20 protein-coding genes and 1 pseudogene are annotated in these 23,521 nt (G+C 66.8%); 11 read left to right on the forward strand and 10 right to left on the reverse strand.

Features of this window, described 5'->3' with window-relative positions; translation table 11 throughout:
* Window positions 1-3: 3 nt before the first annotated feature.
* The 9 genes and pseudogenes from AC5Y31_RS13440 to AC5Y31_RS13480 all read right to left on the reverse strand — a co-directional run.
* Window positions 4-1,290: an MlaD family protein gene (locus tag AC5Y31_RS13440; RefSeq protein ID WP_499980892.1), complete on the reverse strand. Its 1,287-nt coding sequence runs from the start codon at window positions 1,288-1,290 to the stop codon at window positions 4-6.
* A complete protein-coding gene (locus tag AC5Y31_RS13445; protein WP_499980894.1) occupies window positions 1,287-2,384 on the reverse strand; it encodes an MlaD family protein in 1,098 nt (365 codons plus the stop codon). Before AC5Y31_RS13445 ends, AC5Y31_RS13440 begins: the two co-directional genes overlap by 4 nt.
* Window positions 2,381-3,517: an MlaD family protein gene (locus AC5Y31_RS13450; protein ID WP_499980895.1), complete on the reverse strand. Its 1,137-nt coding sequence runs from the start codon at window positions 3,515-3,517 to the stop codon at window positions 2,381-2,383. Before AC5Y31_RS13450 ends, AC5Y31_RS13445 begins: the two co-directional genes overlap by 4 nt.
* Window positions 3,514-4,596 (reverse strand): MCE family protein, encoded by a 1,083-nt coding sequence (locus tag AC5Y31_RS13455; RefSeq protein WP_065024994.1) that lies wholly within the window; start codon window positions 4,594-4,596, stop codon window positions 3,514-3,516. The genes AC5Y31_RS13450 and AC5Y31_RS13455 overlap by 4 nt, the downstream gene beginning before the upstream one ends.
* Before the next feature lie 7 nt (window positions 4,597-4,603).
* Window positions 4,604-5,644 carry an MCE family protein gene (locus tag AC5Y31_RS13460; RefSeq protein ID WP_499980897.1) on the reverse strand — a complete coding sequence of 347 codons (1,041 nt, stop codon included), beginning with the start codon at window positions 5,642-5,644 and terminating at the stop codon, window positions 4,604-4,606.
* Window positions 5,641-7,053, reverse strand: coding sequence for an MlaD family protein (locus AC5Y31_RS13465; RefSeq protein WP_499980898.1), 1,413 nt, complete (start codon window positions 7,051-7,053; stop codon window positions 5,641-5,643). Before AC5Y31_RS13465 ends, AC5Y31_RS13460 begins: the two co-directional genes overlap by 4 nt.
* A 2-nt stretch (window positions 7,054-7,055) precedes the next feature.
* A complete protein-coding gene (locus tag AC5Y31_RS13470) occupies window positions 7,056-7,913 on the reverse strand; it encodes an ABC transporter permease (RefSeq protein ID WP_499980899.1) in 858 nt (285 codons plus the stop codon).
* A gap of 5 nt (window positions 7,914-7,918) precedes the next feature.
* Window positions 7,919-8,785, reverse strand: coding sequence for an MlaE family ABC transporter permease (locus AC5Y31_RS13475; protein WP_065024998.1), 867 nt, complete (start codon window positions 8,783-8,785; stop codon window positions 7,919-7,921).
* 196 nt (window positions 8,786-8,981) lie between these two features.
* Window positions 8,982-9,761 (reverse strand): annotated as a pseudogene (locus AC5Y31_RS13480) (spirocyclase AveC family protein); the annotation flags it as partial.
* A 199-nt stretch (window positions 9,762-9,960) separates the two neighbouring features.
* Between AC5Y31_RS13480 and AC5Y31_RS13485 the strand changes: the two are divergent.
* On the forward strand, window positions 9,961-10,620 hold the full coding sequence (locus AC5Y31_RS13485) for a TetR/AcrR family transcriptional regulator (protein WP_499980900.1): 660 nt from the start codon (window positions 9,961-9,963) through the stop codon (window positions 10,618-10,620).
* A 2-nt stretch (window positions 10,621-10,622) separates the two neighbouring features.
* Window positions 10,623-11,825 (forward strand): cytochrome P450, encoded by a 1,203-nt coding sequence (locus AC5Y31_RS13490; RefSeq protein ID WP_499980902.1) that lies wholly within the window; start codon window positions 10,623-10,625, stop codon window positions 11,823-11,825.
* Between the two features lie 3 nt (window positions 11,826-11,828).
* On the opposite strand, the gene AC5Y31_RS13495 is transcribed toward AC5Y31_RS13490, so the two are convergent.
* The gene (locus AC5Y31_RS13495; RefSeq protein ID WP_499980904.1) at window positions 11,829-12,758 is read right to left on the reverse strand and encodes an SDR family NAD(P)-dependent oxidoreductase; all 930 of its coding nucleotides are present in this window, start codon (window positions 12,756-12,758) and stop codon (window positions 11,829-11,831) included.
* Between the two features lie 91 nt (window positions 12,759-12,849).
* On the opposite strand from AC5Y31_RS13495, the gene AC5Y31_RS13500 reads away from it, so the two are divergent.
* The 9 genes from AC5Y31_RS13500 (at window position 12,850) to AC5Y31_RS13540 (ending at window position 23,507) form a co-directional block, all read left to right on the forward strand.
* Complete coding sequence (locus tag AC5Y31_RS13500) at window positions 12,850-14,511, forward strand: nitric oxide reductase activation protein NorD (protein ID WP_499980905.1); 1,662 nt, start codon at window positions 12,850-12,852, stop codon at window positions 14,509-14,511.
* A gap of 10 nt (window positions 14,512-14,521) precedes the next feature.
* Window positions 14,522-15,331: a CbbQ/NirQ/NorQ/GpvN family protein gene (locus tag AC5Y31_RS13505; RefSeq protein WP_499980907.1), complete on the forward strand. Its 810-nt coding sequence runs from the start codon at window positions 14,522-14,524 to the stop codon at window positions 15,329-15,331.
* 62 nt (window positions 15,332-15,393) lie between these two features.
* Entirely contained in the window at window positions 15,394-16,506 is a 1,113-nt protein-coding gene (locus AC5Y31_RS13510) for an ABC transporter substrate-binding protein (RefSeq protein ID WP_499980908.1), read from the forward strand.
* A gap of 3 nt (window positions 16,507-16,509) precedes the next feature.
* On the forward strand, window positions 16,510-17,643 hold the full coding sequence (locus AC5Y31_RS13515) for a spirocyclase AveC family protein (RefSeq protein WP_499980910.1): 1,134 nt from the start codon (window positions 16,510-16,512) through the stop codon (window positions 17,641-17,643).
* Window positions 17,636-18,520, forward strand: a complete 885-nt coding sequence (locus AC5Y31_RS13520) for an SDR family NAD(P)-dependent oxidoreductase (protein WP_499980911.1) — start codon at window positions 17,636-17,638, stop codon at window positions 18,518-18,520. Before AC5Y31_RS13515 ends, AC5Y31_RS13520 begins: the two co-directional genes overlap by 8 nt.
* A 16-nt stretch (window positions 18,521-18,536) precedes the next feature.
* Complete coding sequence (locus AC5Y31_RS13525) at window positions 18,537-20,039, forward strand: aldehyde dehydrogenase family protein (RefSeq protein ID WP_499981071.1); 1,503 nt, start codon at window positions 18,537-18,539, stop codon at window positions 20,037-20,039.
* Window positions 20,040-20,105: 66 nt separating this feature from the next.
* Window positions 20,106-21,317 carry a cytochrome P450 gene (locus AC5Y31_RS13530; protein ID WP_064854176.1) on the forward strand — a complete coding sequence of 404 codons (1,212 nt, stop codon included), beginning with the start codon at window positions 20,106-20,108 and terminating at the stop codon, window positions 21,315-21,317.
* Complete coding sequence (locus AC5Y31_RS13535; RefSeq protein ID WP_499980913.1) at window positions 21,314-22,225, forward strand: SDR family NAD(P)-dependent oxidoreductase; 912 nt, start codon at window positions 21,314-21,316, stop codon at window positions 22,223-22,225. Before AC5Y31_RS13530 ends, AC5Y31_RS13535 begins: the two co-directional genes overlap by 4 nt.
* Window positions 22,226-22,244: 19 nt before the next feature.
* A complete protein-coding gene (locus tag AC5Y31_RS13540) occupies window positions 22,245-23,507 on the forward strand; it encodes a cytochrome P450 (protein ID WP_499980915.1) in 1,263 nt (420 codons plus the stop codon).
* The last annotated feature ends 14 nt before the right edge of the window (window positions 23,508-23,521 follow it).

Raw genomic sequence — 23,521 nt, forward strand, 5'->3', positions numbered from 1 at the left:
TCGTCAGCTCGGTGGGTCCGGGGGCAGTTGCACCTGCATCGGAACCCCGCCGAAAAGTGTGGGCAGGGTGCGCGAGTCGGCCGGGACCGGATCGGTCTGTGCCAGCGGGTCATAACCCGGCGGTGGGCCCGCCGTGTCGTCTCCCGGCGGGCGCGGCGCGTTACGGGCGCCGCGGACCAGAACCGAAGGATCGGGGTTCTGGCAGTAGGTGTGCAGATACGGCTCGGGATAGTTCGGTATGGCCGGTGGCAGGGGCGGGAGCCCGTAGTCGCAGCTGTACCGGGGCCACAGATCCGCGATCACCCAGACCGCCCCGTCGCGCACCACGCTGCTCAACGCCTCTACCGCCGAGCCGCCGCGATCGGAGTTGACGATCTCGTTCAGCGCCGGCAACCGCGCGTGGGACAGTTGTGCGGTCGTGACGAGGTTGCCCAGCAGCTGGACCATGGTGTCGGAGTTGTCTTCGATGATCTTGTCCAGCAGGGTGAATGGCCGATCGCCGCGATCGACCAGCGTGCGGAACCCGCCATCCATCGCTGCCGCGCCCCGCATGATGTCGTGCACGTTCTGCGAGGTGCGCATCAGCCCGGCGCTGCTGTCGACGACGGTGGTCAAAACGGTGCGGCTGGTCCGCAGGACGCTCACCGTCTGGGGAAGCACCGAGTCGAGCGTCGAGATGAGGAACGCCCCGCCGTCGAGTAGGGCAGCGAGCTTGGCCGGCCCTTGATTCGACACCCGAAGCTCGGTGGTGATGGCGGCGAGCTGCTGCGGGTGCACCTGTGCCAGCAGTCCATTGGCGTCGGCCAGCAGTTGCGCCAGCGGCACCGGTATCGCGGTGTGGTCCTCGGCGATGACGGCCCCGTCGGTCAGGGCCGGTGCGCCGGGCTGCTCGGGCTGGAAGTCCAGGTACTGCTCGCCGGCTGCGGACAGCGCGGAGACCCGGACGCGACTGTTCTGCGGCACCCGTTTGCGGCCGTCGATCTCGACCGTGGCCACGACTCCGGTTTCGCCGAGTTCTACCGCGGCGACCTTGCCGACCCGCACGCCCCGCAGCGTGACGTCCTGGTTGGGTAGCAGGCCGCCGGATTCGCGCAGGTGTACGTGTACGGCGATGGTGGAACGGAACGGGCTGATGCCCAGCGTTCCGCCGATGATGTAGGCCAGGACGGCGATCAGGGTCACGATGATGCCGGTCACCGACACCGCGACGCGGTGGCGCTTGCAGGCTCCGGCCGAATCGACCAGCAGTCGTGCCGGTCGTTCCAACAGGTGCTGGGTGCTATTCATCATCGCGGCTGATGCTCGGGCCCGTAGATGCGGCTCAACAACAGATTCCACTCGTATCGGAGGCTACCGATCATGGCATGCCAGTCGGTGCCGTCCGGGCCATGGATGCCCGGATCGCCGGGATAGTTCTTATCGGGCAGCGCGCCGATCGCCAGCTGGGTGACGACTCCGACGGCGTGGATGTCCGGTCCGCTGGTGATGTGGGTGATCCCGGTGATCATCCGATTCCAGATGTTCATATTCAGATCGGGATCGGTCGAGATCTGGTTGAAGACGTCCGAGAGCCGGTTGAGATCGCTGATGGTGCTGCGCGTATCGGTACCCTGCATCGAAGGAAAGCGGTTGAGCTGCCGGGTGATCCGGCCGGCAGCAGAAACCATGTCGGCGAGGTTGGTGGCGTTGTCGGCCAGGGTGGCCGTGGCCGGCGTGGCCGCGGCGAGCGCCGTGTTGAGGGTGTCACGGCGAGCGGTCAGGGTGGCGGCCAGATCTGAGGTGTTGCGCAACGCCTTGTCGATCTGCGTTGAGCGGGCGTTGAACCGCGACAGCAAAGTGTTGGAGTTGTGCAGCAGTGCGGCGACTTTTTCGCCCCGCCCGCCTACTGCAGCTCCTGCGCCGTTGACGGTGGAGACCAGCCGGCGGATCGCGCCGCCGTTGACCAGGAGAGCGGCCGAACCGAGGACGTCTTCGATGGTCGCGGCGGAGGTGGTGTGGTCTGCCGCGATGGTGTCGCCGTCGACTAGGCGCGCAGAATCCGCAGTCGCATCCGGACCGCGTCGCACCGCGATGAAGATATCGCCGAGGGGAGTCGCCGATCGCAGCTCGGCGATGGTGTCGGCGTACAGCGGTGCGTTGGCGCTGACCTTCATCGTCACGTGCGCCGAGAAGTTCTGGGCCTGAAGGGATTGGACTTCACCGATATCGGCGCCGTTGAGTTTGACCTTCGCCTTCACCGGCAGGTTCAGCGCGTTGGTGAACACCGCCGTCAGGGTGATATCGCCGTCGATGCGCCCCGGCGCGGGCAGCGGGATGCTGGCCAGACCCCCGGCACACCCAGAGAGCGTCAGCGCCATACCGGCTGCCACCACGGTCCGCATCATTTTGCGACTCCCGCCATGTGTTCGAGTAGTCCCGTCATTCCCTCCACGAAGAAGGTGGTGCCGAACGCGGGCGCGTTGTCGGCGACCGTCCCGGTGGCGCAGCCCAGATCCTTGATCCCGGCGAGATTGCAGATCTCCTTGGCCATTTGGCCGTTGAGCATCAGTTTGTCGAGCGTGGGATGGATCCGCAGTGTGTGACCACTGGGATCGACGGCGTTGTAGATGTTGGTGCCCACCAGCGGGAGTACATCGAGGATCTCTTCGACCTGGCGGCGGTTGTCGTTGAGGGCGACGGTGAGGGAACCGAAATCACTGACGGTTCCCTTGAGGGTGTCGCGGTTCTTCTCGAGGAGTGCGGCCGCCTGGTCGAGGACCTGGTTGGCCTTGGCGCCGGTGCTGCCCGCGCCGAGGTTTTCGGCGGCGATCAGGTCGCTGAGCGCGCGGATGCTCGAGCCGAATTCCCGGATCGCGGTGTCATTGTCGGCGGCGGCCTGGGTCAAGTCGGCGAGGCTGGCAGCGATCGACGCGATGGACTTTCCGGTGGCCGCGCCGTTGTCGGAGCTCAGCCGCAGCGCTTGGGAGAGTTGATCGAGGGCGGACTTGATGTCGGGCCCGCTACCGGAGGAGATCTTGGCACCGATCCCGATCAGGTTGGCGAGCGGGCCGTGGCCCTGGCCGTCGCCCTCCAAAGCGCGAGAGAGCTTGTCGGCCATGGCCAGGGTGCGATCGAACTCGACGGGCGTTCTGGTACGGGGAAGGCTGATGACATCCCGGTCGCGCAGCTTGGGGCCACCGCCGTACGGCGGTGTCAGCTCGACGTGCCGATCGGTCAGGATGGACGTCGCGACGGTGACCGCCTGAACGTCGGCGGGGATGTCGACGTTTTTGTCGATGACGAGTTTCACCTCGACGTAGCTGTCTTTGGGGACGATTTCGGTGACCTTGCCGACCGGCATCCCGAGGATGGACACCGCATTGCCCTCGTAGAGCCCGACGGCTTCTTCGAACTGCGCCGTGACGGTCAAAGCCCGGTGCTGATTACCGGATGCTGAGTGCCACAGCAGTATTCCGGCGATGGCGAGGAGTGCCAGCCCGATCGCGATCGACCTGGTACGGGTGGCAATGGCGGTCATCCGGGCAGCCTCGCCGGGTCCGGCGGCGGCCAGCCCGGGAACGGGTCCCCGGCGGGTTGGCAATCGGTGAAGTACTGCGCCAGCCCGAATTGCTTTCCGCGTCCGCTGAGTGCACACATCCACGAGTCGATGAGCACCCCGGCCGGCAGGTTGATGTCGAGCGCGGTACCGCTGCCGCTGGCGTTGGCGAGGTTGCGGAACGCCACCGGCATCACCTGCAGCGTATTGCGGACCAGCGCGTCGTGGCTGGCGGCCATCTGCGCGAATTGCTGCATGTTGGCCAGCAGCTCGTTGATCGCGGGCTCGTCGCCCAGGATCGTTTTCACGGTGTCGACCAGGGCGGTGGTGCCGTCGAGCAAGCGGTGCAGCGACGCCTGCCGGGCGTTGATCGTCTGGAGCAGGTCGCGGCCCTGGATGACCAGCGCGCCGAGGTCGGCCTTCTGGTCGCGGATCAACCCGGTGATGGTGTCGACGTTCTGGAGCAGGGACCCGATCTGATCGCGCCGGGTGGCGATCACGGCCGCCAGGGATTGGACGTTTTGCAGGGCCTCCGGCAGCGCCTCGGGCACACCGGCGAGGCCGTTGCTCATCTCGGCCATGGAGGCGGCGATGCGGTCGGCGTCGACCTGTTCGAAGGTGGTGGTTGCGTCGGCCAGGGTGGCCTGCAGGTTGTAGGGCACCGACGTGTTGGCCAAGGCGATGGTGCGGGAACGCAGTTCGCCGTCTCCGGCGGGGGACAACTCGAGGTAGCGCCGCCCCAGCAGGGTGGTCAGCTTGATCGCCGCTCGGGAGGCATCGCCGACCCGCACACCGTTGCCGACGGTGAATTTCACCGTGACGTGATCGCCGGTGAGCGCGACGTCTTTGACGGTGCCAACCTCGATTCCCGCCACGGTGACCTGGTCCCCGGGCCGCAGTTGGGCGGCCTGTGCGAACTCAGCCCGATACCCGGAGTGCCCCAGTGCCAACTTGCCGATGCCGACCAGTGCGGTGATGACCACGGCCATGATCGCCACCGTGATGGTGCCCACCCAGATCGGGTTGTAGCCCTCGATCGCGCGCTTGGGTCTCGGTGACATCGCCGTCCTACCTGCAGATCGGTGAGTGTTGGACGATGTTGCCCGGGGAGGCCAGTTTGACGGTGCCGGGGATGACCCGGCCCAAGAACGCGAACACCGTGGAGTTGATGTCGCAGATGTAGCCGTCGATGTAGCTTCCGCTCTGGGTTGCTCGGGCAAGGCCTTTGAGCACCAGCACCAGATTCGCCCCGTAGTGGGCGAACCGCTGCCGGCCTTCGCCGGTGAGATGCCCCACGAATCCCGGCTCGCGCGCCAGAAACTCCTCAAGCTGCGGATAGATCGCATCCAGCAGAACCGACAGGCGATCGGTTGCCTGGGTGATCGAACCGGTCGATGCCGCCAACTCGTCGCGCCGCGCGGCCAGTGTCGATAATGCGGTGCGGGAGTAGTCGATCACCGATTGCAGGTCTCGGTCTTGGCGCGCCAGGATCGCGGTGACCTCGTCGAGGTTGGCGATGACGTCGCCGAGGACCTGATCGGGCCCGGCGAACGATTCGGCCAGAGCTGAGGTCTGACTGATCAGGGTCACCACCGACGCGGAATCGCCTTGCAGTGCCGCAATGATGCCACCGGTGAGGTTGTCGACCTGCCGCGGGCTCAGGAGGGTGAACAGCGGCTCGAATCCGTTGAGCAGATGGGAGATGTCGAACGACGGGTTGGTGCGCTCGACGGGGATGATGCCGTGATCTGGTAACGCCTTGGGGGAGTCGCCGGTTCCGGGGGAGAGCCCGAGATAACGCTGGCCGATGATGTTCTGGTAGGTCACCGATGCGGTCGTGTCGTCGTAGAGGGCGTGGGCCTTCGGAACTCGGAACGTGACTCTGGCCAGGATGCCGTCCAACTCCACCCGGTCGACGCGTCCCACCCGAACGCCTGCGGTGCGTACGTCATCGCCGCTGTGCAGTCCGGATACGTCGGTGAACATCGCGCTGTAGGTGTTGGTCGGGCCGGAGACTTCTCGGCGCAGCGTGACGAAGACCAGCCACGTCGCGGTGAGGGAAAGCACCAGGAACAAACTCAGTCCGAGCAGCGCCTTGCGGTACCTCATCGGGCACCGCCCGCGCTCGCCGTCAACCGCACGGTGGTGCCGCGAAGCAGCGGCGTCAGCAGGATTTCGGCGCCCACGTTGGCCTGATCGCCCATGATGACCTTGAGCTGTTGCTTCTCGGTGCTACTGCCGACCGGGCCGACGTTGCCGCCGAATGACTGCGGTTGCACCGGCTCCGATGCTTCCGGTTCGGGGCCGGCGGGCGGGGGCAGGACAGAGAAGCGTGGTGGTGCGAAATTCGGCCGGTTCTCGGTGATGCCGGGGGGCAGCGGAAAGCCGCGGGTTTCCAGCGACGGCGTCAATGCCGGTGCGGTGGGGACCTCGGGAGCGGTGAAACAACTGGGCCCGAGCATGTCCCCGTAGCGGGGGCAGTCCGAGCGCACATAGGTCCGGGTCGGGTTCAACGAGATGACGGCTTTGGCCTGCAGCTGATTGGTGTCGTAATTCCAGGCGACGTCCATGACCCGGCCGACCAGTGTGGTCAACCGAGTCGAGATGCCGTGCAGGGTCTCGGCGTGATCGCCCAGCACGCCCAGCACCGGTGTCAGCTTCGTGGAGATGTCGATCATCCGGTCGGTGTTGTTGTCGAAGGCCTCGCCGAGCACTCCGGCGGTGCCCAGCCCGACCGAGAGCAGATTCATCAGCTCTGAACGCTTTTCGGCAAGAGTCCGCATCGGCTGGACCGCGTTATCGAGAGCGTCGAGTAGCTCCGGCGCCGTCTGCCCCAGGGCGGCGGTGGCCGCGGTGAGCGCGGACATGGTCGACGGGCCGATGGTGTCGTCGGTGACGACGGTGCTGAGCTGGTTGACGATCTCGTTCAGGTCGCCGCCGGCACGCTGTAGCCGATCGCCCCGACCGCTGGTCGCCTCGCCCAGGGCGGTGAGCCATCCCACGCTGTCGCCGGTGGGCTGGCGCCCCACCGATGCGAGCACTTGGCGGAACTTGTTCAACGTGGTCTGGAAGAGCACGGTCGGCAGGGTCTGATCTTCTTTGATCACCGCTCCGGTGCGCACGGGGGCCGAATATGGGCCGTTGTCGACCAGTTGCACCGAGGACACCGCGAAGACGTTCGAAGGCACCACTCGGGCGGTCACCGTGGCGGGGATGCCGGGCGCGTGTGCGGGGCTCAGATCGAGTCGCACCAGGTTGGGATGGCCCGTCGCAGCGGGGGTGACGGCCGAGACGAATCCGACCAGCATGCCCCGGAACTTGACGTCGGACTTCACCGGCAGGCCGTCACCGACATTGACGAGTTCGGCGCTGACCCGCACGGAATGCTGCAGCACGCCCTGGGACTGGGCGATCATCAGTGTCGCGGCGACGGCGACGATCGCCAGTAGTGCCAGCCCGTCGAGGAACAACCGGGCGTTGGAGGGCCCACCATCATTGGCCTCGAAGGAGTTCGGCATCGTCAGCCTCCGAACCTGGCGCCGGCGTTGACGCCCCACATCGCCATGGTCAGCAGCGCATTCAAGATGATCACCACCGTGATGGTGGCCCGCATCGCATGACCGGCTGCCACTCCCACTCCCTGCGGGCCGCCTGAGGCGAAATAGCCGTAGTAGCACTGGATCACGGCGGCGAAGAAGATGAAGATGACTCCCTTGATGGTGGCGTAGAAGACGTCACGTCCGCTGCTGAACAGGGCGAAGTAGTGGCCGTAGGTACCCGCGGAGGTGTCGGCGATGATGCCGACCACGACCTGCGCGGACAGATATGCCGCCGCCAGGCATACCAGGAACAACGGGATGGCAGCCAGAACCGACGCTGCCACCCGCGTGGTCACCAGGTACGGAATCGGTTTGATCGCCAGGGCATCCATCGCGTCGATCTCTTCGGCAATGCGCATGGCGCCCAGTTGAGCGGTGAAACGGCAGCCCGCCTGGGTGGTGAAGGCGATCGCGATCATGACCGGCACCAACTCGCGGGTGGAGCCCCACGAGGACAACAGCCCGGTCGCCGGCCCGAGGCCCAACAGGTTCAGCGCGTTGTAGCCCTCGATGGCCAGCAGCGCGCCGGCGGTGATACCCAGCACCACGGAGACGCCCATGGTGCCGCCGCCCACCACGAGCGCCCCGTTGCCCCAGGCGATATCGGACAGATTGCGGAAGAACTCCCGGCGGTAGCGAGCCAGCATGACCGGCACCGCCAGCACCACACGACAGATGAAGTCCAGCATGTGGCCGCCCTTGGCCACGGGCAGCCACACGACCTCGGCCGTTCGAAGGAGGTGGTGAACCGCACGAGGGCGGTAGACGGCTACGGTCATCGCGCTTACAGGCTCGCTTTGGGGAAGAGCAGCAGATACAACTGGCTCATTCCGACGTTGACGATCATCAGCAGCAGAATCGATTCGACCACCGCGGCGTTCACCGAATTGGCGACCCCGGCCGGCCCTCCGCGGGTGTCCAAACCTTTGTGGCAGGCCACCACCGCGACGATCGCTCCGAAGGCGATCGCCTTGGCCAAAGCCAGGACGAGGTCGTCGACGGTCGCGAAGGAGGCGAAGGTGGCAACGAACGATCCCGGAGTTCCGCTCTGCACGAACACGTTGAACAGGTAGCCGACGAAGAAGCCGGCGCACGTCGCCAGCCCGGTCAGCGCGACGCCCACCAAGATCAGTGCGGCGAAACGGGGAACCACCAGTCGGCGGATCACCGAAACCCCCATGACCTCCATCGCCGCGACTTCCTCGCGCATCGTCCGCGACCCGAGGTCTGCGCTCACCGCCGAGCCGACCGCTGCCGCCAGCAGTATCGCGGCGACCAGGGGCGCTCCTTGACGGATCACAACCAGCCCGTTGGCGGCGCCCGAGAGAGATTCGGCGCCGACCTGCCCGGCGAGTACGGCGAACTGAATCGAGAGCGTGACCCCGACCGGAATCGTCACCAGCAGTGTCGGGACCAAGGCGGTACCGGCCATGAACGCGGCCTGCTTGACGAACTCCGATACCGCGAAGCGTCCGGTGAACAGATCGATGAAAAGGTACTGCACGGTACGCAGGCCGAGGATCGCCTGACCGCCCACCGTGCCCAGCGACCGCAGCGGATGCGCCCGGACATAGGACCTCGCCCAGGCACCGACTTCGGCAAGGGGCGACCCCCCGTCGATCTCGTCTTCGCGCTCCGATGAGACAGTCAGCGGACCCTCCCCGTTCCAAACGCCAAGCCGTTGACCGAGCTACGGGCCAAACCGGCCAGACTGCTGCAACCGCTCTGCCAACCCTTCGGCACAGCGGACCCAATGTTTGGTTTCGTCAGCGGAGCCTATCGTGCGCTGCCGGTGTGGTCAACGCTTTGTCGGGCGCGGTGTCGGCTTCTCGCCAGAGGCCGTGGATCGGCTGGTTCGGTACGCCCGGGAACAGTTGCTCGCTCGGGCCCGAGGTCACCCAACCGCCGAGCTTGGTGGCTAGATGCGGGGCGAACACCGCTCCGTACAGTCCGTTTCCGATCACGATGACGGCGACGATGGACAACACCGACGATTTCCATCGGGTCGTCGAGCGGTTGTCGGCCCACGCCTCGATGACGTTGCGGCCCTGCGCGTCCGTTCGCCCGAGCAGATAGGTGAAGACCATCATCTGCACGCCCATGGCCAGGGCGTCGTACAGCGGATACTGCTGCGGCGTCCCTTCGCTCAATGCCAGGCCTGGGATGACGTAGCCATAGGAGAAATTGCCGAGCCGGGCGCCCAACATGCCGTTGAACAGAAACGCCCAGCAGAAGCCGACGATTAGACCGACCGTCAGCAGCGTGACAGGGCGGCGCCAGTCGAATCCCGCGGCGACTCGGCGTCCAAGCGAGGACCCGATCAGGGCCGGCACCAGGAAGTAGGACATGTAGCCGATGGGCACGGCCAACGGCAGACCGCCCCAGGTCATGTTCAGCGGCCACCATGACGGCATCCGGGGCAGCTCCGGCGGGAATTGCGCATACATCGCCCAGTCGTACGGGGCCTCGATCCAAGAGAACGAGAGCGCCGAGATGCAGAGCAGCAACAGCGGGTGTAGATGCCGGCGACGGTAACTCAGGTAGACACCTACCGCGAAGAACACGATTCCGGTGACGTAGGAGAAGATCTGGGCGGCCGCAAGCGACGGCGCCAGCCCGGCGCTCACCGGCGGGCCTCCGGGTCGAAGTAGAGCACCACTCCGTAGATCAGTGCGATCAACCCGAGCAGGGTGCCCAGCATGATGACAGCGCCCACGTCCGCCTCCTTCACAGCATTTCGGTAGGTAGTGGATACTATCCTTTCTAGATAGCGGAGACTATCCTAAATTCGTCCGATGTCGAGTGAGATTCGAGGAGTGAATCAGGTTGTCCCAGCGAACCTCCGGTGCCGGACGGAGTACGGTGGCGGTCCGACGGCCCCGTGGCGAACCGCGCCGGCTGTTGCTCGATGCCGCACGAGACCTCTTCGCCCGCCAGGACTATCGCAGCACCACGACGCGGGAGATCGCGCAGGCGGCCGGCGTCACCGAACCGCTGTTGTTCCGCCACTTCGGCTCCAAAGCGACGCTGTTCCGGGAGGCGCTCGTCGCACCGTTCATCGGCTTCGTCGAAGAATTCGGTCACACGTGGCAATCGCTTGACCCCGAGCGGACCAGCGAGGAGGAGCTGGCCCGCCACTTCGTCGGGCGGCTCTACGACGTGTTCGTCGGTCACCAGGGTCTGCTGCTGACATTGATGGCATCAGATTCGCTTACCGAGGAGGAGGCGGCCGAGGCCGGCATCGCCGACGTCCGGCGGTCGATCACCCTGCTGGGCCAGATCAGCGCGGAAGGGATGAATCTGCGCTCGATCGGGTCACCGCATCCGAATCTGCCGGCGCACTCCACCGTGGCAATGATCGCCGGAATGGCCGCCTTGCGTTCGACCTACTTCGGCGCCCGGCCACCGTCGAGAAAAGTGATCGTCGAGGAACTCACGCAGGCGAGCCTGCACGGCTTCCTGCACCGCAACAACCAAGGGGTGTGACCATGACAGGCGCCAGCGCGCTCGAGCTGTACTACGACCCGTTCGATCGCGACATCGATGACGACCCGTACCCGGTGTGGAAGCGCATGCGGGAAGAAACACCGTTGTACTACAACGAGAAGTTCAACTTTTATGCGCTGAGCCGTTACGAGGACGTGGTGCGCGAGCTGCCGAACTGGGAGACCTACCGCTCCGGGCGGGGGACCACCGCGGACATCTTGTTCAACAACATCGAGGTACCGCCGGGAATCCTGTTATTCGAGGACCCGCCGCTGCACGATCTGCACCGCGCTCTGCTGTCCCGGGTCTTCACCCCTCGCCGGATGCTGGCCGTAGAACCTCTGGTCCGGGAGTTCTGCGTCAAAGAGCTGGACCCGCTCGTCGGTGCCGGCGGCTTCGATTTCATCGCCGATCTCGGGGCGATGATGCCGATGCGCACGATCGGCTATCTGCTGGGCATTCCGGAGAAGGACCAGGAGGCGATCCGGGACCGCAACGGCTCCTTCATCGAGATGGCCGAGGGGCGCGAACCCGGTGATGTCAGCCAGCAGATATTCGCCGACACCATCATGATGTTCGCCGAGTACATCGAGTGGCGTGCCAACCATCCCTCCGATGACTTGATGACCGACCTGCTGCGGGCGGAGATCGAGGAGGCCGACGGCACCCGGCGCCTGCTGACCCGCACCGAGGTGCTCGCCTACACCGCCATGATCGCCGGCGCCGGAAACGAGACCACGGCCCGGCTGATCGGATTCATGGCACAGTTGCTCGCGGATCATCCGGATCAACGTCGCGAACTCGGGGCCGATCCGGCCCTGATCCCGGGCGCGGTCGAGGAGACGCTGCGCTACGAACCTCCCTCGCCGGTGCAGGCACGCTATGTCGCCCGCGACGCCGAGCACTACGGCCGGTTGGTTCCGGAGGGGGCGTTCATGTTGCTGCTCAACGGATCCGCCAACCGTGACCACCGGCAGTACGCCGACCCGGATCGCTTCGATATCCATCGCGGGGGCAGCCACCTCAGCTTCGGCAAGGGGGTGCACTTCTGCCTCGGGTCGGCGTTGGCCCGATTGGAGGCCAGGGTGGCCTTCGAGGAGGTCCTGAAGCGGTGGCCCGACTGGGAAGTCGACTACGCGGGCGCCGAACGCGCCCACACCGCCAGCGTGCGGGGGTGGGCGCGGCTGCCTGTTGTCACCCGGTGAGCCTCACATGGCGATGCCGAGCCGATCGCAGACGCCGAACACCTCCTCGAAGATGGAGTCGGGAACGGTGAACGGGTCGGTCGCCGACACCTGCCCCAGGTGCGCCGCGATGTCCTCGGCGGCGGGATCGGCACCGGGTTCGGGGAGCCAGCCCTGGCCGAGTCCGACGAAGACACGGGCGAATCGCCCGGCGCAGGCCGAGTAGTTTCGATGCGTGACATCGCAGTCCCGGCTGGCCAGGTAGACCACGATCGGCACCACCAACTCGGGCCGGATCGCCCGTACGAACCCGGCCTCTTCGATCGCTTCGGGGTCGCCGACCGTGTCGGTGACCATCCGGGAAAACCCGAACGGCAGCACGGTATTGGACCGGATTCCCAGCGGGGCACCCTCGATCGCAATGACATTGGAGAGCCCGACCAGTCCGGCTTTCGCGGCGGCGTAGTGGGCTTCTAACGGCTGGCCGAACATGCCGCCCGACGAGGAGATGAACACGAACCGGCCGTAACCCTGCTTCTTCATCACCCGGTATGCGGGCTGACTCAGATAGAACCCGCCGTCCAGATGCACCCGCAGCATGCGCCGCCAGTCGTCAGCGGACATCTCCTCGAACGCAATGCTGTTGAAGATTCCCGCATTGCTGACCACGGCATCAAGGCGGCCGAATCGCTCGACGGCAGCGGCGACGATCGCCTCGCCGCCGGCCGGGCTGTCCACCGAGTCGTGCGAGGACACGGCGACGCCGCCGGCACCAGCGATCTCGTCGACCACCAGGTCGGCAACGCGGGCGTCGGCGCCGTCACCGTGCATCGACCCACCGAGGTCGTTGACCACTACCGAGGCGCCGCGTCGAGCCAGCTCTATCGCATAAAGGCGGCCCAGGCCTCGCCCTGCCCCGGTGACGACGACCACCTGGTCGGTGAAATCGATCATCGCGGCGCCTACCCCTCGATTGATTGACTGTGGTCGCGGCGGACTCTACGGTGGAACAGATATTTGGTCAACCGGGTAGGCGAGGGAGTCCGTGAACCACCACGAAGCCGGCGAATCCCTGCGGCGCTGGAACCTGTTGGCGTCGGCGCTATCCGGCCGGGCGCTGCAGGTGGCAGCAGGCGACGCCGGCGAACCCGCGTGGACCGACGGCAAGACCGTCTACGTCGATCCGGCCCTCGAGGCGGCTCGCCAGCTCGAGGCGGTGGCGGTTCAGGCCAGCCTGCTGGCGGCCGGGAGTCTGGAACCCGGCCTGGTCCGCAAGCTGGTTCGGCGCCGCGCCCTGACCGCCCGCTACCTCGCTGTCGAAGGGCATCGGGCGCTGGCGGCCAACGTCGAACTGCTGCCCCCCGCGGCGGCCTCGCTAATCGACCGGGAGCTCGCCGCCCGCAGCGACTCGCCCGCCGCCTCGCTGGTGCTGGCCGGCACGCTCGACGACGCTCCGCCCGACGCGTTCGGTGTGATCCGCCCGGGAAAGGTGCTGACGGACAAGAGCGCCGGCGAATCGAGTGCCGGCCAGCAGCATCAACCGCGTCAGCAGAGTAAACCGCTGGCCGACCTCGACGACGGTGACGACGGACCGGAGGACGTCATGGATGTCTTCTCCAGTCCGGTCGGCGGCAGCGGCGCGCTGGGCCGGCTGGTCGCCAAGATGCTCGAGGTGACGCGTCGGCTGGGCGGCAACGGCCCGCCGGGGGCCGACGCGCCCACGCATCGGACCCGATCCGGACGGCGTGGCGGCAGCGCGGTGTCCTCTGCCGGCATCGGGGCTCTTGGTGACGACACCGCCGCCGGCAGCACCACCGGGACGACCTATCCCGAATGGGACGTGAATCGCCGGAGCTATCGGCAGAACTGGTGCACCGTAATGGAAATCGCGGCGAGCACCGGCAACGCGGCGACACCGGCGGTCGACTACGGATTGCGGCGACCGCTGGCCCGGCTCGGCGTGGGCTTGGATCGCTACCACCGCCAGCCGCAGGGCGACGACATCGATCTGGATGCGGCGATCGAGGGTCGCGTGGAGGTGCTCGCCGGGTCGGCGCCCGACGAAGCGGTCTACCTGGACAGCCTGCGCCGGCGGCGCGATCTGTCGGTGCTGATCCTGCTGGACGTCTCTGGTTCGGCGGCCGAGCCCGGCACCCTGGGTCAGACCGTGCATGCTCAACAGCGCGCGGCAGCCGCGGCATTGGCCACCGCTCTGCACGATCTGGGAGATCGCCTCGCGCTCTATGCATTTGCTTCCCAGGGCAGGTCGGCGGTGCACCTCACCCCGGTGAAGCGCTTCGACGACCCGCTCGACGCCCTCGCGCTGAGGCGGTTGCAGGGTCTCAAACCTGGTGCCTACTCGCGGCTGGGTGCGGCGATCCGGCACGGCGCGGCCGTCCTGCAAGACCGTGGCGGTACGCCCCGGCGGCTGCTCGTCGTGCTGTCCGACGGACTGGCCTACGACCACGGCTACGAGCGGGTCTACGGCGCGGCCGATGCCCGCCGCGCCCTGGCCGAGGCGCGCCGGCGCGGCACCGGTTGTCTGTGCCTGACGGTCGGAGCGGCCACCGATGTCGACGAGTTGCGCCGGGTATTCGGCAGCGCCGCCCACGCGACCATTCCCCGGCTCGAACAGCTCAACCGGGTGATCGGGCCGCTGTTTCGGTCGGCGCTGAGCTCAGCCGACTTGCGACGACGGATCGCATGAAGAGAAGGGTATGAACGACATGACATCTGCGGCCCCTGGACCGCGTCCCTACTACGTGTCGACCGGCAATGAGGAGCAAGTCTTCAAAGCGGCCTACCGGCAAGGGCTGTCGATCGTGCTCAAAGGGCCTACCGGCTGCGGCAAGACCCGTTTCGTGGAGGCGATGGCCCACGATCTGGGCCGGCCGCTGATCACCGTCGCCTGCCACGACGATCTGACCACCGCCGATCTGGTCGGCCGGTTCCTGCTGCGCGGCGGCGAGACCGAGTGGGTGGATGGGCCGTTGACCCGGGCCGTCCGCGAGGGGGCGCTCTGTTACCTCGACGAAGTGGTGGAGGCCCGCCAGGACACCACCGTCGTGCTGCATCCGTTGGCCGACCACCGCCGCCAGCTACCGATCGAGCGGCTGGGGGTGACGCTGGACGCCGCACCGGGATTCGGTTTGGTGGTGTCGTATAACCCGGGGTACCAGAGCGTGTTGAAGGATTTGAAGGATTCCACCCGCCAGCGGATGGTGGCCATCGAATTCGGCTTTCCCGCAACCGACGTCGAGGAGAAAATCCTTGCCTGCGAGGCCGGCGTCGATCACGAGCGGGCCGCTGAGCTGGTCCGGCTCGGGCAGGCGATCCGCCGCGTGGAGACCGGCGGGTTGCGCGAGGTGGCGTCGACCCGGGTGTTGATCGCCGCCGGCCGGCTGATCGCCGAGGGGCTGACCCCCCGCGAGGCGGCCCGGGCCGCCGTCGCCGGCCCGCTGACCGATGACTCCCTGGTGACCAGCGGCCTGGTGGAGATGATCGATGCGTACCTGCCGGAGAGGTGATTGACGGTCCGCGGGCCGCACGCTAGGGTCTGAACAAATATTAGGTTCGTCACGGAGGCGAGATGTCCTACGAGAGCACCGCGGAACCGATCAAGATCGGTTATCTGATGGACTTCCGGCTCCCCGACGGCTTCCCGAAGAGCTATTTCGAAGACCTGACCCAACCGTTCGACCTGGTGTTCAAGCAGGCGACCGAACGGGGCCTGCTGGACCGGCCGATCGAGATCGTCTACCGCGAGGTCGAGGGTCTGCCCAAGGGTTCGGTCAAGGCCGTCATCGATGCTTACGGCGAACTCTGCGACGAGGGCTGCCTGGCGATCTTCGGACCGCACATCACCGATAACTGCGTGCCGACCCGGGAGGCGATCGAGGAGCGCTTCAAGGTGCCGTGTCTGTCGGTCACCGGATCCGACGAGGCGCTGGGGGAGTGGTTCTTCGCGTTTCCGCAGGGATCGCTGACCGATGAGCCGATCTTCTGGACGGACCTGCTGGCCAAAGGGGGGCACACCGAGGTCGGGGTGCTCAAAGAACAGTCGCTGGTGGGCGAAACCTATCTGAAGAACTTCCGCGAAGCCTGCCGGCGCAAGGGCATTCGGATCGTGGCCGAGGCGACGATCGCCCAGACCGCGCAAGACGCCTCAGCGGCGGTACGCACCCTGCACGAAGCCAAGGCTCCGGCGATCGTGCACTGCGGCTTCGGGTTCGGCGTAGTCTTCATCAACCCGGCGCTGCAGGAGCTGAACTGGGACCCGCCCCGTTTCACCTGCACCGCGTTCCAGAACGCCTGGATCAACCCGGTCATGTGGAACGCGTTCATGGGCTGGGTCGGTATCGACCAGTACGACGAGGGCAATCCGGTCGGTCAGGCGTTCCTCGACGAGTACGAACAGGCCTACGGCCGCCGCACCGAGTGGTGCGTGTCGGTGGTCAACCGCGACGTGGCGATGACTTTGGTGCGGGCCCTGGCCGACGCGCATCCGCTGAGCCCGCGCGGGGTCAAGGAAGCCCTGGAGCGGGTGAAGATGATGCCCGCCGCCTCCGGGGCGCCGGGCACCAGGGTGTCGTTCGGCAACTGGACGCGCCGCGCCTGGATGGGCGCCGGCTATCTGGTCGCTCGCAGACTCGACGCCGACGGCGTCAACTCCCATCTCGTCGACCGTTTTGGAGAGGAATAAGTCATGACCGCAGAGCAGACGGCGCCGTCGCCGACACGCCCCGCACCCGCGGAACCCCGTAAGGGATCGCCGTGGGTATGGGCTTGGGCGGCAGCCGGGTTCGGCTTCCTGGCCTTCCTGCTCGCCAACGCCGAAACCGGCCTGAGTTCGGATCGGGTTCGTAACTCCGCGGTCACCGAAACGCCGCCGTCGCGGCCGGTGCCGGTGCTGTTCGGGTTCGAGCACTGGCTCGGAGTCCTGGAGGCCTTCACCGTCGTGGTGATGATCGGCATCATCGTCACCTACGTGATCGCCTGGCGCCGGCATCCCTATCACCCGGTGTTGCTGATGGGCATCGTCACGACGTTGATCGTCTGGCAGGACCCGATCATGAACTGGGCGCCGTTCGCGGTCTACAACCCCGAGTTGCATCACCTGCCCGAGGACTGGCCGCTGGTGTCACTGTCCCCGACCGTGGAGCCGTTCGTGGTCCTCGGTTACATCATGTTCTACCTGCTGCCCTACTTCCCGGGGATCTGGCTGCTGCGCCGGATTCAGGCGCGCCGGCCCGTCGATTCCTTCGTGTGGCGCCACCCGCTGATCAGCCTGGCGTTCTGCATCCTGCCCTTCGGGATGCTGCTGGACGCGGCCCTGGAGATCACTCTGGTGCAGACCGGGATGTACATCTACTCCCAGGTTCCGTTCGGTTCGATCTTCGTCGGCCAGACCCACCAGTTCCCGTTCATCTTCGAGATCTTCGCGGTCAACTTCGTGATGGTGCCGGCCGGTGTGCTGCTCTATCGCGACGACACCGGCCGCACGGTGGCCGAAAAGTTGGCACAGCGGGCGAAGATCTTCGCCGGCCGCCCGACCCTGGGCATGTTCACCGTGATGCTGGTGCTGATCAACCTGGGCTACTTCTGCTACGGCGGCACCTTCGCCTTGGTCAAGGCGGCACACCTGTCCAACACCGTGGCCTGCGCCTGGCCGTACCCGGAGGCGAAGATCTATGACCCGCAAGGCTTCTACGAGAAGCAAGGCCAGCCCGGCCCGTACTCGGTGGGCATCTGGTCGACCTGGCTGAGCGGTCAACCCGACGGGCGGCCGGACGTCGAGTTGGGCGCGGACGGCGACCGCTGTGGACCGGGCAATGGCTGATCCGCGCAGCGTCGTCATCACCGGCGCGTCGCGCGGGCTCGGGTTCGCGTCAGCGGCGCACCTGTACCGCAACGGTTGGCGCGTGGTGGCCGCGATGCGATCACCGGAACGGGGATTGCCCGCCCTGCGAGAGGCTACCGGCGCCGGCGACGACGATGCCCGGCTGATCGGGATCCCGCTAGATCTGACCGATGCCGCCTCGGTGGCCGCGGCGGCCAAGGCCGTCGAAGCAGCGGTCGGCGCCCCGAATGCCGTGGTTCACAACGCCGGGATCTCGGCGGCGGGGATGGCCGAGGAGACCCCGGCCGAGTTGTGGGAGCGCATGTTTGCCACCTCGGTGTTCGGTCCGGTGGCACTGACCAACGCGCTGCTGCCGACGATGCGGGCGGCCGGACGCGGGCGCATCGTCTTGGTGTCCAGCCAGGGCGGTGTGCGCGGGATGCCCGCGACCGCGGCCTACTCCGCGGCCAAGGGCGCACTGGAACGGTGGGGAGAATCGCTGGCCTGCGAAATCGCCCCGTTCGGCCTGGGGGTCACGATTCTGGTGACCGGAACCTATGACACCGAGATCATCACCGACGCCGGCACCACCGACTGCCGCGACTTCGCCGGGCCGTATGCGCGCCACCACGCCACGATGGACAAACGGGGCCGCTTGGCGATGAAGGTCGCGGCCCGCTCGCCGCAGCGGTTCGCGACCGGACTGGCCAAGGCACTGGAGTCCGGTGCTCCCTTCGTGCGACGCCCGGTCGGCCCCGACGCGCGAATGCTGTTGGCCGCCAACCGGTTACTTTCCGCAGCCGGGCTACACCAGATGATCCGACTGATGATGGGCCTGCCGCGGTTCGGGTCGTTGACGAAGGATGAGAATGGCTGAACGCCCCGAACCCCGGATGATGATCGACGGCAAACTCGTCGACGGACAAGCCGGCACGTTCACCAACATCAACCCGGCCACCGAAGAGGTCATCGGGGAGGTCGCGAACGCCTCCGCAGCCGATATGCAGCGGGCCATCGACGCGGCCCGGCGCGCCTTCGACGACACCGACTGGTCGGCCGATCCGGCGTTCCGGCAACGCTGTCTGCGGCAACTGCAGGAAGCTTTGGAAGCCGAGCAGGAGCAGCTGCGGGAGGAACTGATCGCCGAAGTCGGTTGCCCACGGGCGATCACCTACGGCCCGCAGCTCGACGCACCGCTCTCTGATGCGCTGACCTACCCGGCGCAGCTGATCGATGACTACCCGTGGGAGACGTCGCTGGGCGACGCGTTCGTCTCGGTGACCGGGGCCAACACCACCCGCAAGGTCTGGCGGGAGGCCGTCGGCGTGGTCGGGGCCATCGTGCCGTGGAACTTTCCGTTCGAGGTCACCATCCACAAGATCGGCCAGGCGCTGGCGACCGGCAACACCGTCGTGCTCAAACCCGCCCCGGACACCCCGTTCAACGGCACCCGACTGGGCCGGTTGATCGCCGAGAACACCGATATCCCAGCAGGTGTCGTCAACGTGGTCACCGCAGCGGATCCGCTGATCGGCGAGGAACTGACGCTGTCGCCCAAAGTCGACATGATCTCGTTCACCGGATCCACCGCGGTGGGACAACGAATCATGGAAAAAGGCGCCGCGACCATGAAGCGGCTCTTCCTCGAACTCGGCGGCAAATCCGCCACGATCGTGCTCGAGGATGCCGACCTGGCGTTGGGCTGCATGATGGGCATTGCGCCATGCATGCACGCGGGCCAGGGCTGCGCCAACCCGACCCGCCTACTGTTGCCGCGGTCGCGCTACGACGAAGGCGTGGCCATCCTGCAGGGCATCTACGAAGGGGTCGCCCCAGGCGACCCACAGGATCCGTCGACGTTGTGCGGTCCGGTGATCTCGGCCAAGCAGCGCGACCGCATCCGCGGCTACATCGACAAGGGCATCGCCGAAGGCGCCCGGATGCTGGTCGGGGGAGCCGAGGCGCCGGACGGGCTGGATCGCGGATTCTTCGTCAAGCCAACGCTGTTCGTCGATGTCGACAACGCCATGACCATCGCCCAGGAGGAGATCTTCGGCCCGGTGCTGGCGGTCATTCCCTACGACGACGAGGACGAGGCGGTGCGGATCGCCAACGACAGCCGCTACGGGCTGGCCGGCAACGTCATGTCGGGTTCGCTGGATCACGCGCTGGCGGTGGCCAAACGGCTGCGCGCGGGTTTTCTGGGCATCAACGGCGCCGCCGGTTACGGCGCCGACACCCCGTTCGGCGGTTACAAAGCCAGTGGCGTCGGCCGCCAGAACGGCGTTGCCGGATTCGACCAGTACACCGAGATCAAATCGGTCGCCTACCCGGCGGTTAGCGAGGCTCGACGGAGGAGAGCCGAAGCTGGACCGCCGAATCAACCCGGCGGTTAGCGAGGCTCGACGGAGGAGAGCCGAAGCTGGACCGCCGAATCAACCTGCCGGGTAAAAGGAGCAACTGTGCAACTGTTCGACGACCTGGAGGACTTCGGCGCCTTCGACGACGTGGTCTCCGGGGATGTGCGCGATCCCTACACCGAACTGGCCCGGTTGCGCCGGGAGGAACCGGTGCAGCGCATCGACATGTCCGGGATGCCGCACGAGGAATCCAAGCCGGTGTTCATGGTGTACCGCCACGAGGACGTGCTGAAGATGTTGCGCGACAACGAGACCTTCTCGTCATCGATCATCATCGACACCTTCGGCGACGTGCTCGGCGAGCAGGTGATGCTGGGCATGGACGAGCCGGTCCACGGCCGGCACCGCGCACTGGTGTCCAAGGCGTTCTCGCCGAGAGCGGTGGCCGGCTGGGAGCACGAGTTGGTGCTACCGGTGGCCAACCTGCTGATCGACCGGTTCGCCGATCGCGGCCACGCCGACCTGGTCAAGGAGTTCAACTTCGAATATCCGACCCGGATCATCGCCCGGATACTAGGCCTGCCCGAGCAGGACTACGAGCAATTCCAGCGCTGGTCCATCTCGCTGCTGTCCTTCACCATCAACCCCGAGCGCGGCCGGGCCGCGTCGCTCGCCCTGCGCGACTATTTCGCCCCGATCCTGGCCGCCCGCCGGGCCGAGCCGCGCAACGATCTGATCAGCCGGCTGGCCGACGCCGAGATCGACGGGCAGAAGCTGTCCGACGAGGAGATCTTCTCGTTTCTGCGGCTGCTGTTGCCGGCCGGTATCGAGACCACCTACCGCTCGCTGGGCAACCTGCTGTTCGCGCTGCTCACCCACACCGATCAACTCGACGCCGTGCGCGCCGACCGGTCGCTGCTGCCCCAGGCCATCGAAGAGGGGGTGCGTTGGGACGCCCCACTGCTGACCATCACCCGGGTGGCCAGCTGCGACACCGAGCTGGGCGGGGTTGCCATTCCGGCCGGCTCCGCGGTGATGCCGATGCTGGGGGCGGCCAACCGTCAGGACGACCGCTATCCCAATCCCAACCTGTTCGACATCTTCCGCGAATCCAAAGTCCACGTGTCCTGGGGCCACGGCGCCCACGTCTGCCTCGGCAGCCACCTGGCCCGGATGGAGATGCGCGACGCGCTCGGGGTGATGTTCGACCGATTGCCGAACCTTCGGCTGGACCCCGACGGGGGCGACCCGCACATCCGCGGCCAGGTGTTCCGCTCACCGACCTCGCTGCCGGTGCTCTTCGATGCCCTATGACCCCGCTGCGGTTTGACGGACGTGTCGCCGTCGTCACCGGCGCCGGGCGCGGGGTGGGGCGCAGCCACGCCATGTTGTTGGCGGCCAAGGGCGCCCGGGTGGTGGTGGCCGACTACGGCGTCGGCATCGACGGCAGTGCCCCGTCGTCGACACCGGCCGACGAGGTGGTGCAAGAGATCACGACCGGCGGAGGCCACGCCGTCGCCTGCTACGCCTCGGTCGCCGAACCCCAAGGCGCACAAGCCGTCGTCGACACCGCGATCGAGCGGTTCGGCCGGATCGACGTGGTGGTCAACAACGCCGGCATCCATGACCCCGGCCTGTTCGGCGAGCTGACGGTCGAGCAGTTCCGCAGCATGATCGACGTGCACTACTTCGGCAGCCTGTTGGTCGCCCGGGCCGCCTGGCCGCACTTCGTCGCGGCGGGCTATGGCCGCATCGTCAACACGGTCTCCGAAGCCATGCTGGGCGGCATCTCCGAGCTGAGCAGCTACGGCGCCGCCAAAGGCGCGGTGTTCGGCCTGACCCGCAATCTGGCGACCGAGGGCAGCGCGCACGGCATCCGGGTCAACGCCGTTGCGCCGCGCGCCTACACCCGCATGTCCGCGTCGCATTCGGACTCCGTGGCGGCCCAGCTGTCCATTCCCAAAGAGATCATGGACACCATCAATGCCAGCATGCCTCCCGAATTATGTGCTCCGGCAGCGGCATTCCTGGCCCACGAAGATTGTCCGCTCAACGGCGAGGTGCTGCAGATCGGGATGGGCGGGGTCGCGCGGATCGCCGTGGTCCGCTCGGTGGGAATCACCAAGTCACCGCTGACCGTCGAGGACATCGCCGAGAACCTCGAGGAGATCATGAACCTTTCCGACGCCCAGGTGACCGCCGTCACCGAGATGGTGCAGTGACTAACGCAGGAGGCTCCCAATGAGCGACTTCGAGTCGGTCGACTTCTTCACTGACCAATCGTTGATCCCCAACCCGTACCCGTATTTCGACCATCTGCGGGCCAAGTGCCCGGTCGTGCACGAACCGCATCAGGGCGTGCTCGCTGTGACCGGGCACGCCGAAGCGCTTGCGGTGTACAAGGATCCGGCGTTTTCCGCGTGCGTGTCGGTCGCGGGTCCGTTCTCCGGGCTGTCGTTCGAAGCCGTTGGCGACGATGTCGGCGACCTGATCGAGGCGCACCGGGCCGAGATTCCGATGAGTGAGCACATCGTCACCCAGGACCCGCCGGAACACACCCGCACCCGCGGGCTGCTCAGCCGGCTGCTCACCCCGAAGCGGCTCAAGGAGAACGAGGAGTTCATGTGGCGGCTGGCCGACGAGCAGCTCGACAAGTTCGTCGCCGGCGGCAGCACCGAGTTCATCGAGGACTACGCAAAACCGTTCTCGATGCTGGTCATCGCCGACCTGCTCGGGGTGCCCACCGCCGACCATCAAGAATTCCGCCGGGTGATGGCCGGCGAGCACGTGGGCTCCCTGGACGACGATCCGGTATCCCACAACCCGCTGCAGTGGCTCGACGACACGTTCTACGCCTACATCGAAAACCGGCGTGAGCAACCGCGCGGGGACGTGCTGACCGAGCTGGCCCAGGCGAAATATCAGGACGGGTCCACGCCGGAGATCATCGACGTGGTGCGCGTTGCCACCTTCCTGTTCGCCGCCGGTCAGGAGACCACCGTCAAACTGCTCAGCGCCGGCTTGCGGGTGATCGCCGAGCAGCCCCAGATTCAGGCGCTGCTGCGCGACGACCGCAGCCGCATTCCGGTGTTCTTGGAGGAGGCGTTGCGGACCGAGAGCCCGGTCAAATCGCATTTCCGGATGGCGCGCACCACCACGACGGTTGGGGAGACGACGGTGCCCGCCGGCACCACGGTGATGTTGCTGCCCGGTGCCAGCAACCGCGACCCGCGCAAGTTCGAGCAGCCCGACGACTTCCGGCTCGATCGGCCCAACGTGCGTGAGCATGTGGCGTTCGGGCGCGGGGTGCACTCCTGCCCCGGGGCGCCGCTGGCCCGCGCCGAGGGCCGGATCTCGCTGAACCGCATCCTGGACCGGATGGCCAATATCCGCATCTGCGAGGAGCGGCACGGCCCGCCCGACGCGCGCCGATACAACTACGAGCCGACCTTCATCATGCGGGGCCTGCAGGACCTGCACCTGGAGTTCGATCCGGTCGGCTGAGCAGGGGCCGGCCA

The sequence above is a fragment of the Mycobacterium sp. NGS18 genome, assembly GCF_059813185.1.

Bases quoted from the DNA above. Each gene is read 5' to 3' on its own strand.
- AC5Y31_RS13495 (WP_499980904.1), bottom strand. From the start codon at position 12,758: ATGATCGATTTCACCGACCAGGTGGTCGTCGTCACCGGGGCAGGGCGA.
- AC5Y31_RS13490 (WP_499980902.1), top strand. From the start codon at position 10,623: ATGACAGGCGCCAGCGCGCTCGAGCTGTACTACGACCCGTTCGATCGC.
- AC5Y31_RS13505 (WP_499980907.1), top strand. From the start codon at position 14,522: ATGAACGACATGACATCTGCGGCCCCTGGACCGCGTCCCTACTACGTG.
- AC5Y31_RS13520 (WP_499980911.1), top strand. From the start codon at position 17,636: ATGGCTGATCCGCGCAGCGTCGTCATCACCGGCGCGTCGCGCGGGCTC.
- AC5Y31_RS13535 (WP_499980913.1), top strand. From the start codon at position 21,314: ATGACCCCGCTGCGGTTTGACGGACGTGTCGCCGTCGTCACCGGCGCC.
- AC5Y31_RS13455 (WP_065024994.1), bottom strand. From the start codon at position 4,596: ATGTCACCGAGACCCAAGCGCGCGATCGAGGGCTACAACCCGATCTGG.
- AC5Y31_RS13540 (WP_499980915.1), top strand. From the start codon at position 22,245: ATGAGCGACTTCGAGTCGGTCGACTTCTTCACTGACCAATCGTTGATC.
- AC5Y31_RS13510 (WP_499980908.1), top strand. From the start codon at position 15,394: ATGTCCTACGAGAGCACCGCGGAACCGATCAAGATCGGTTATCTGATG.
- AC5Y31_RS13525 (WP_499981071.1), top strand. From the start codon at position 18,537: ATGATGATCGACGGCAAACTCGTCGACGGACAAGCCGGCACGTTCACC.
- AC5Y31_RS13470 (WP_499980899.1), bottom strand. From the start codon at position 7,913: ATGACCGTAGCCGTCTACCGCCCTCGTGCGGTTCACCACCTCCTTCGA.
- AC5Y31_RS13440 (WP_499980892.1), bottom strand. From the start codon at position 1,290: ATGATGAATAGCACCCAGCACCTGTTGGAACGACCGGCACGACTGCTG.
- AC5Y31_RS13515 (WP_499980910.1), top strand. From the start codon at position 16,510: ATGACCGCAGAGCAGACGGCGCCGTCGCCGACACGCCCCGCACCCGCG.
- AC5Y31_RS13450 (WP_499980895.1), bottom strand. From the start codon at position 3,517: ATGACCGCCATTGCCACCCGTACCAGGTCGATCGCGATCGGGCTGGCA.
- AC5Y31_RS13465 (WP_499980898.1), bottom strand. From the start codon at position 7,053: ATGCCGAACTCCTTCGAGGCCAATGATGGTGGGCCCTCCAACGCCCGG.
- AC5Y31_RS13445 (WP_499980894.1), bottom strand. From the start codon at position 2,384: ATGATGCGGACCGTGGTGGCAGCCGGTATGGCGCTGACGCTCTCTGGG.
- AC5Y31_RS13460 (WP_499980897.1), bottom strand. From the start codon at position 5,644: ATGAGGTACCGCAAGGCGCTGCTCGGACTGAGTTTGTTCCTGGTGCTT.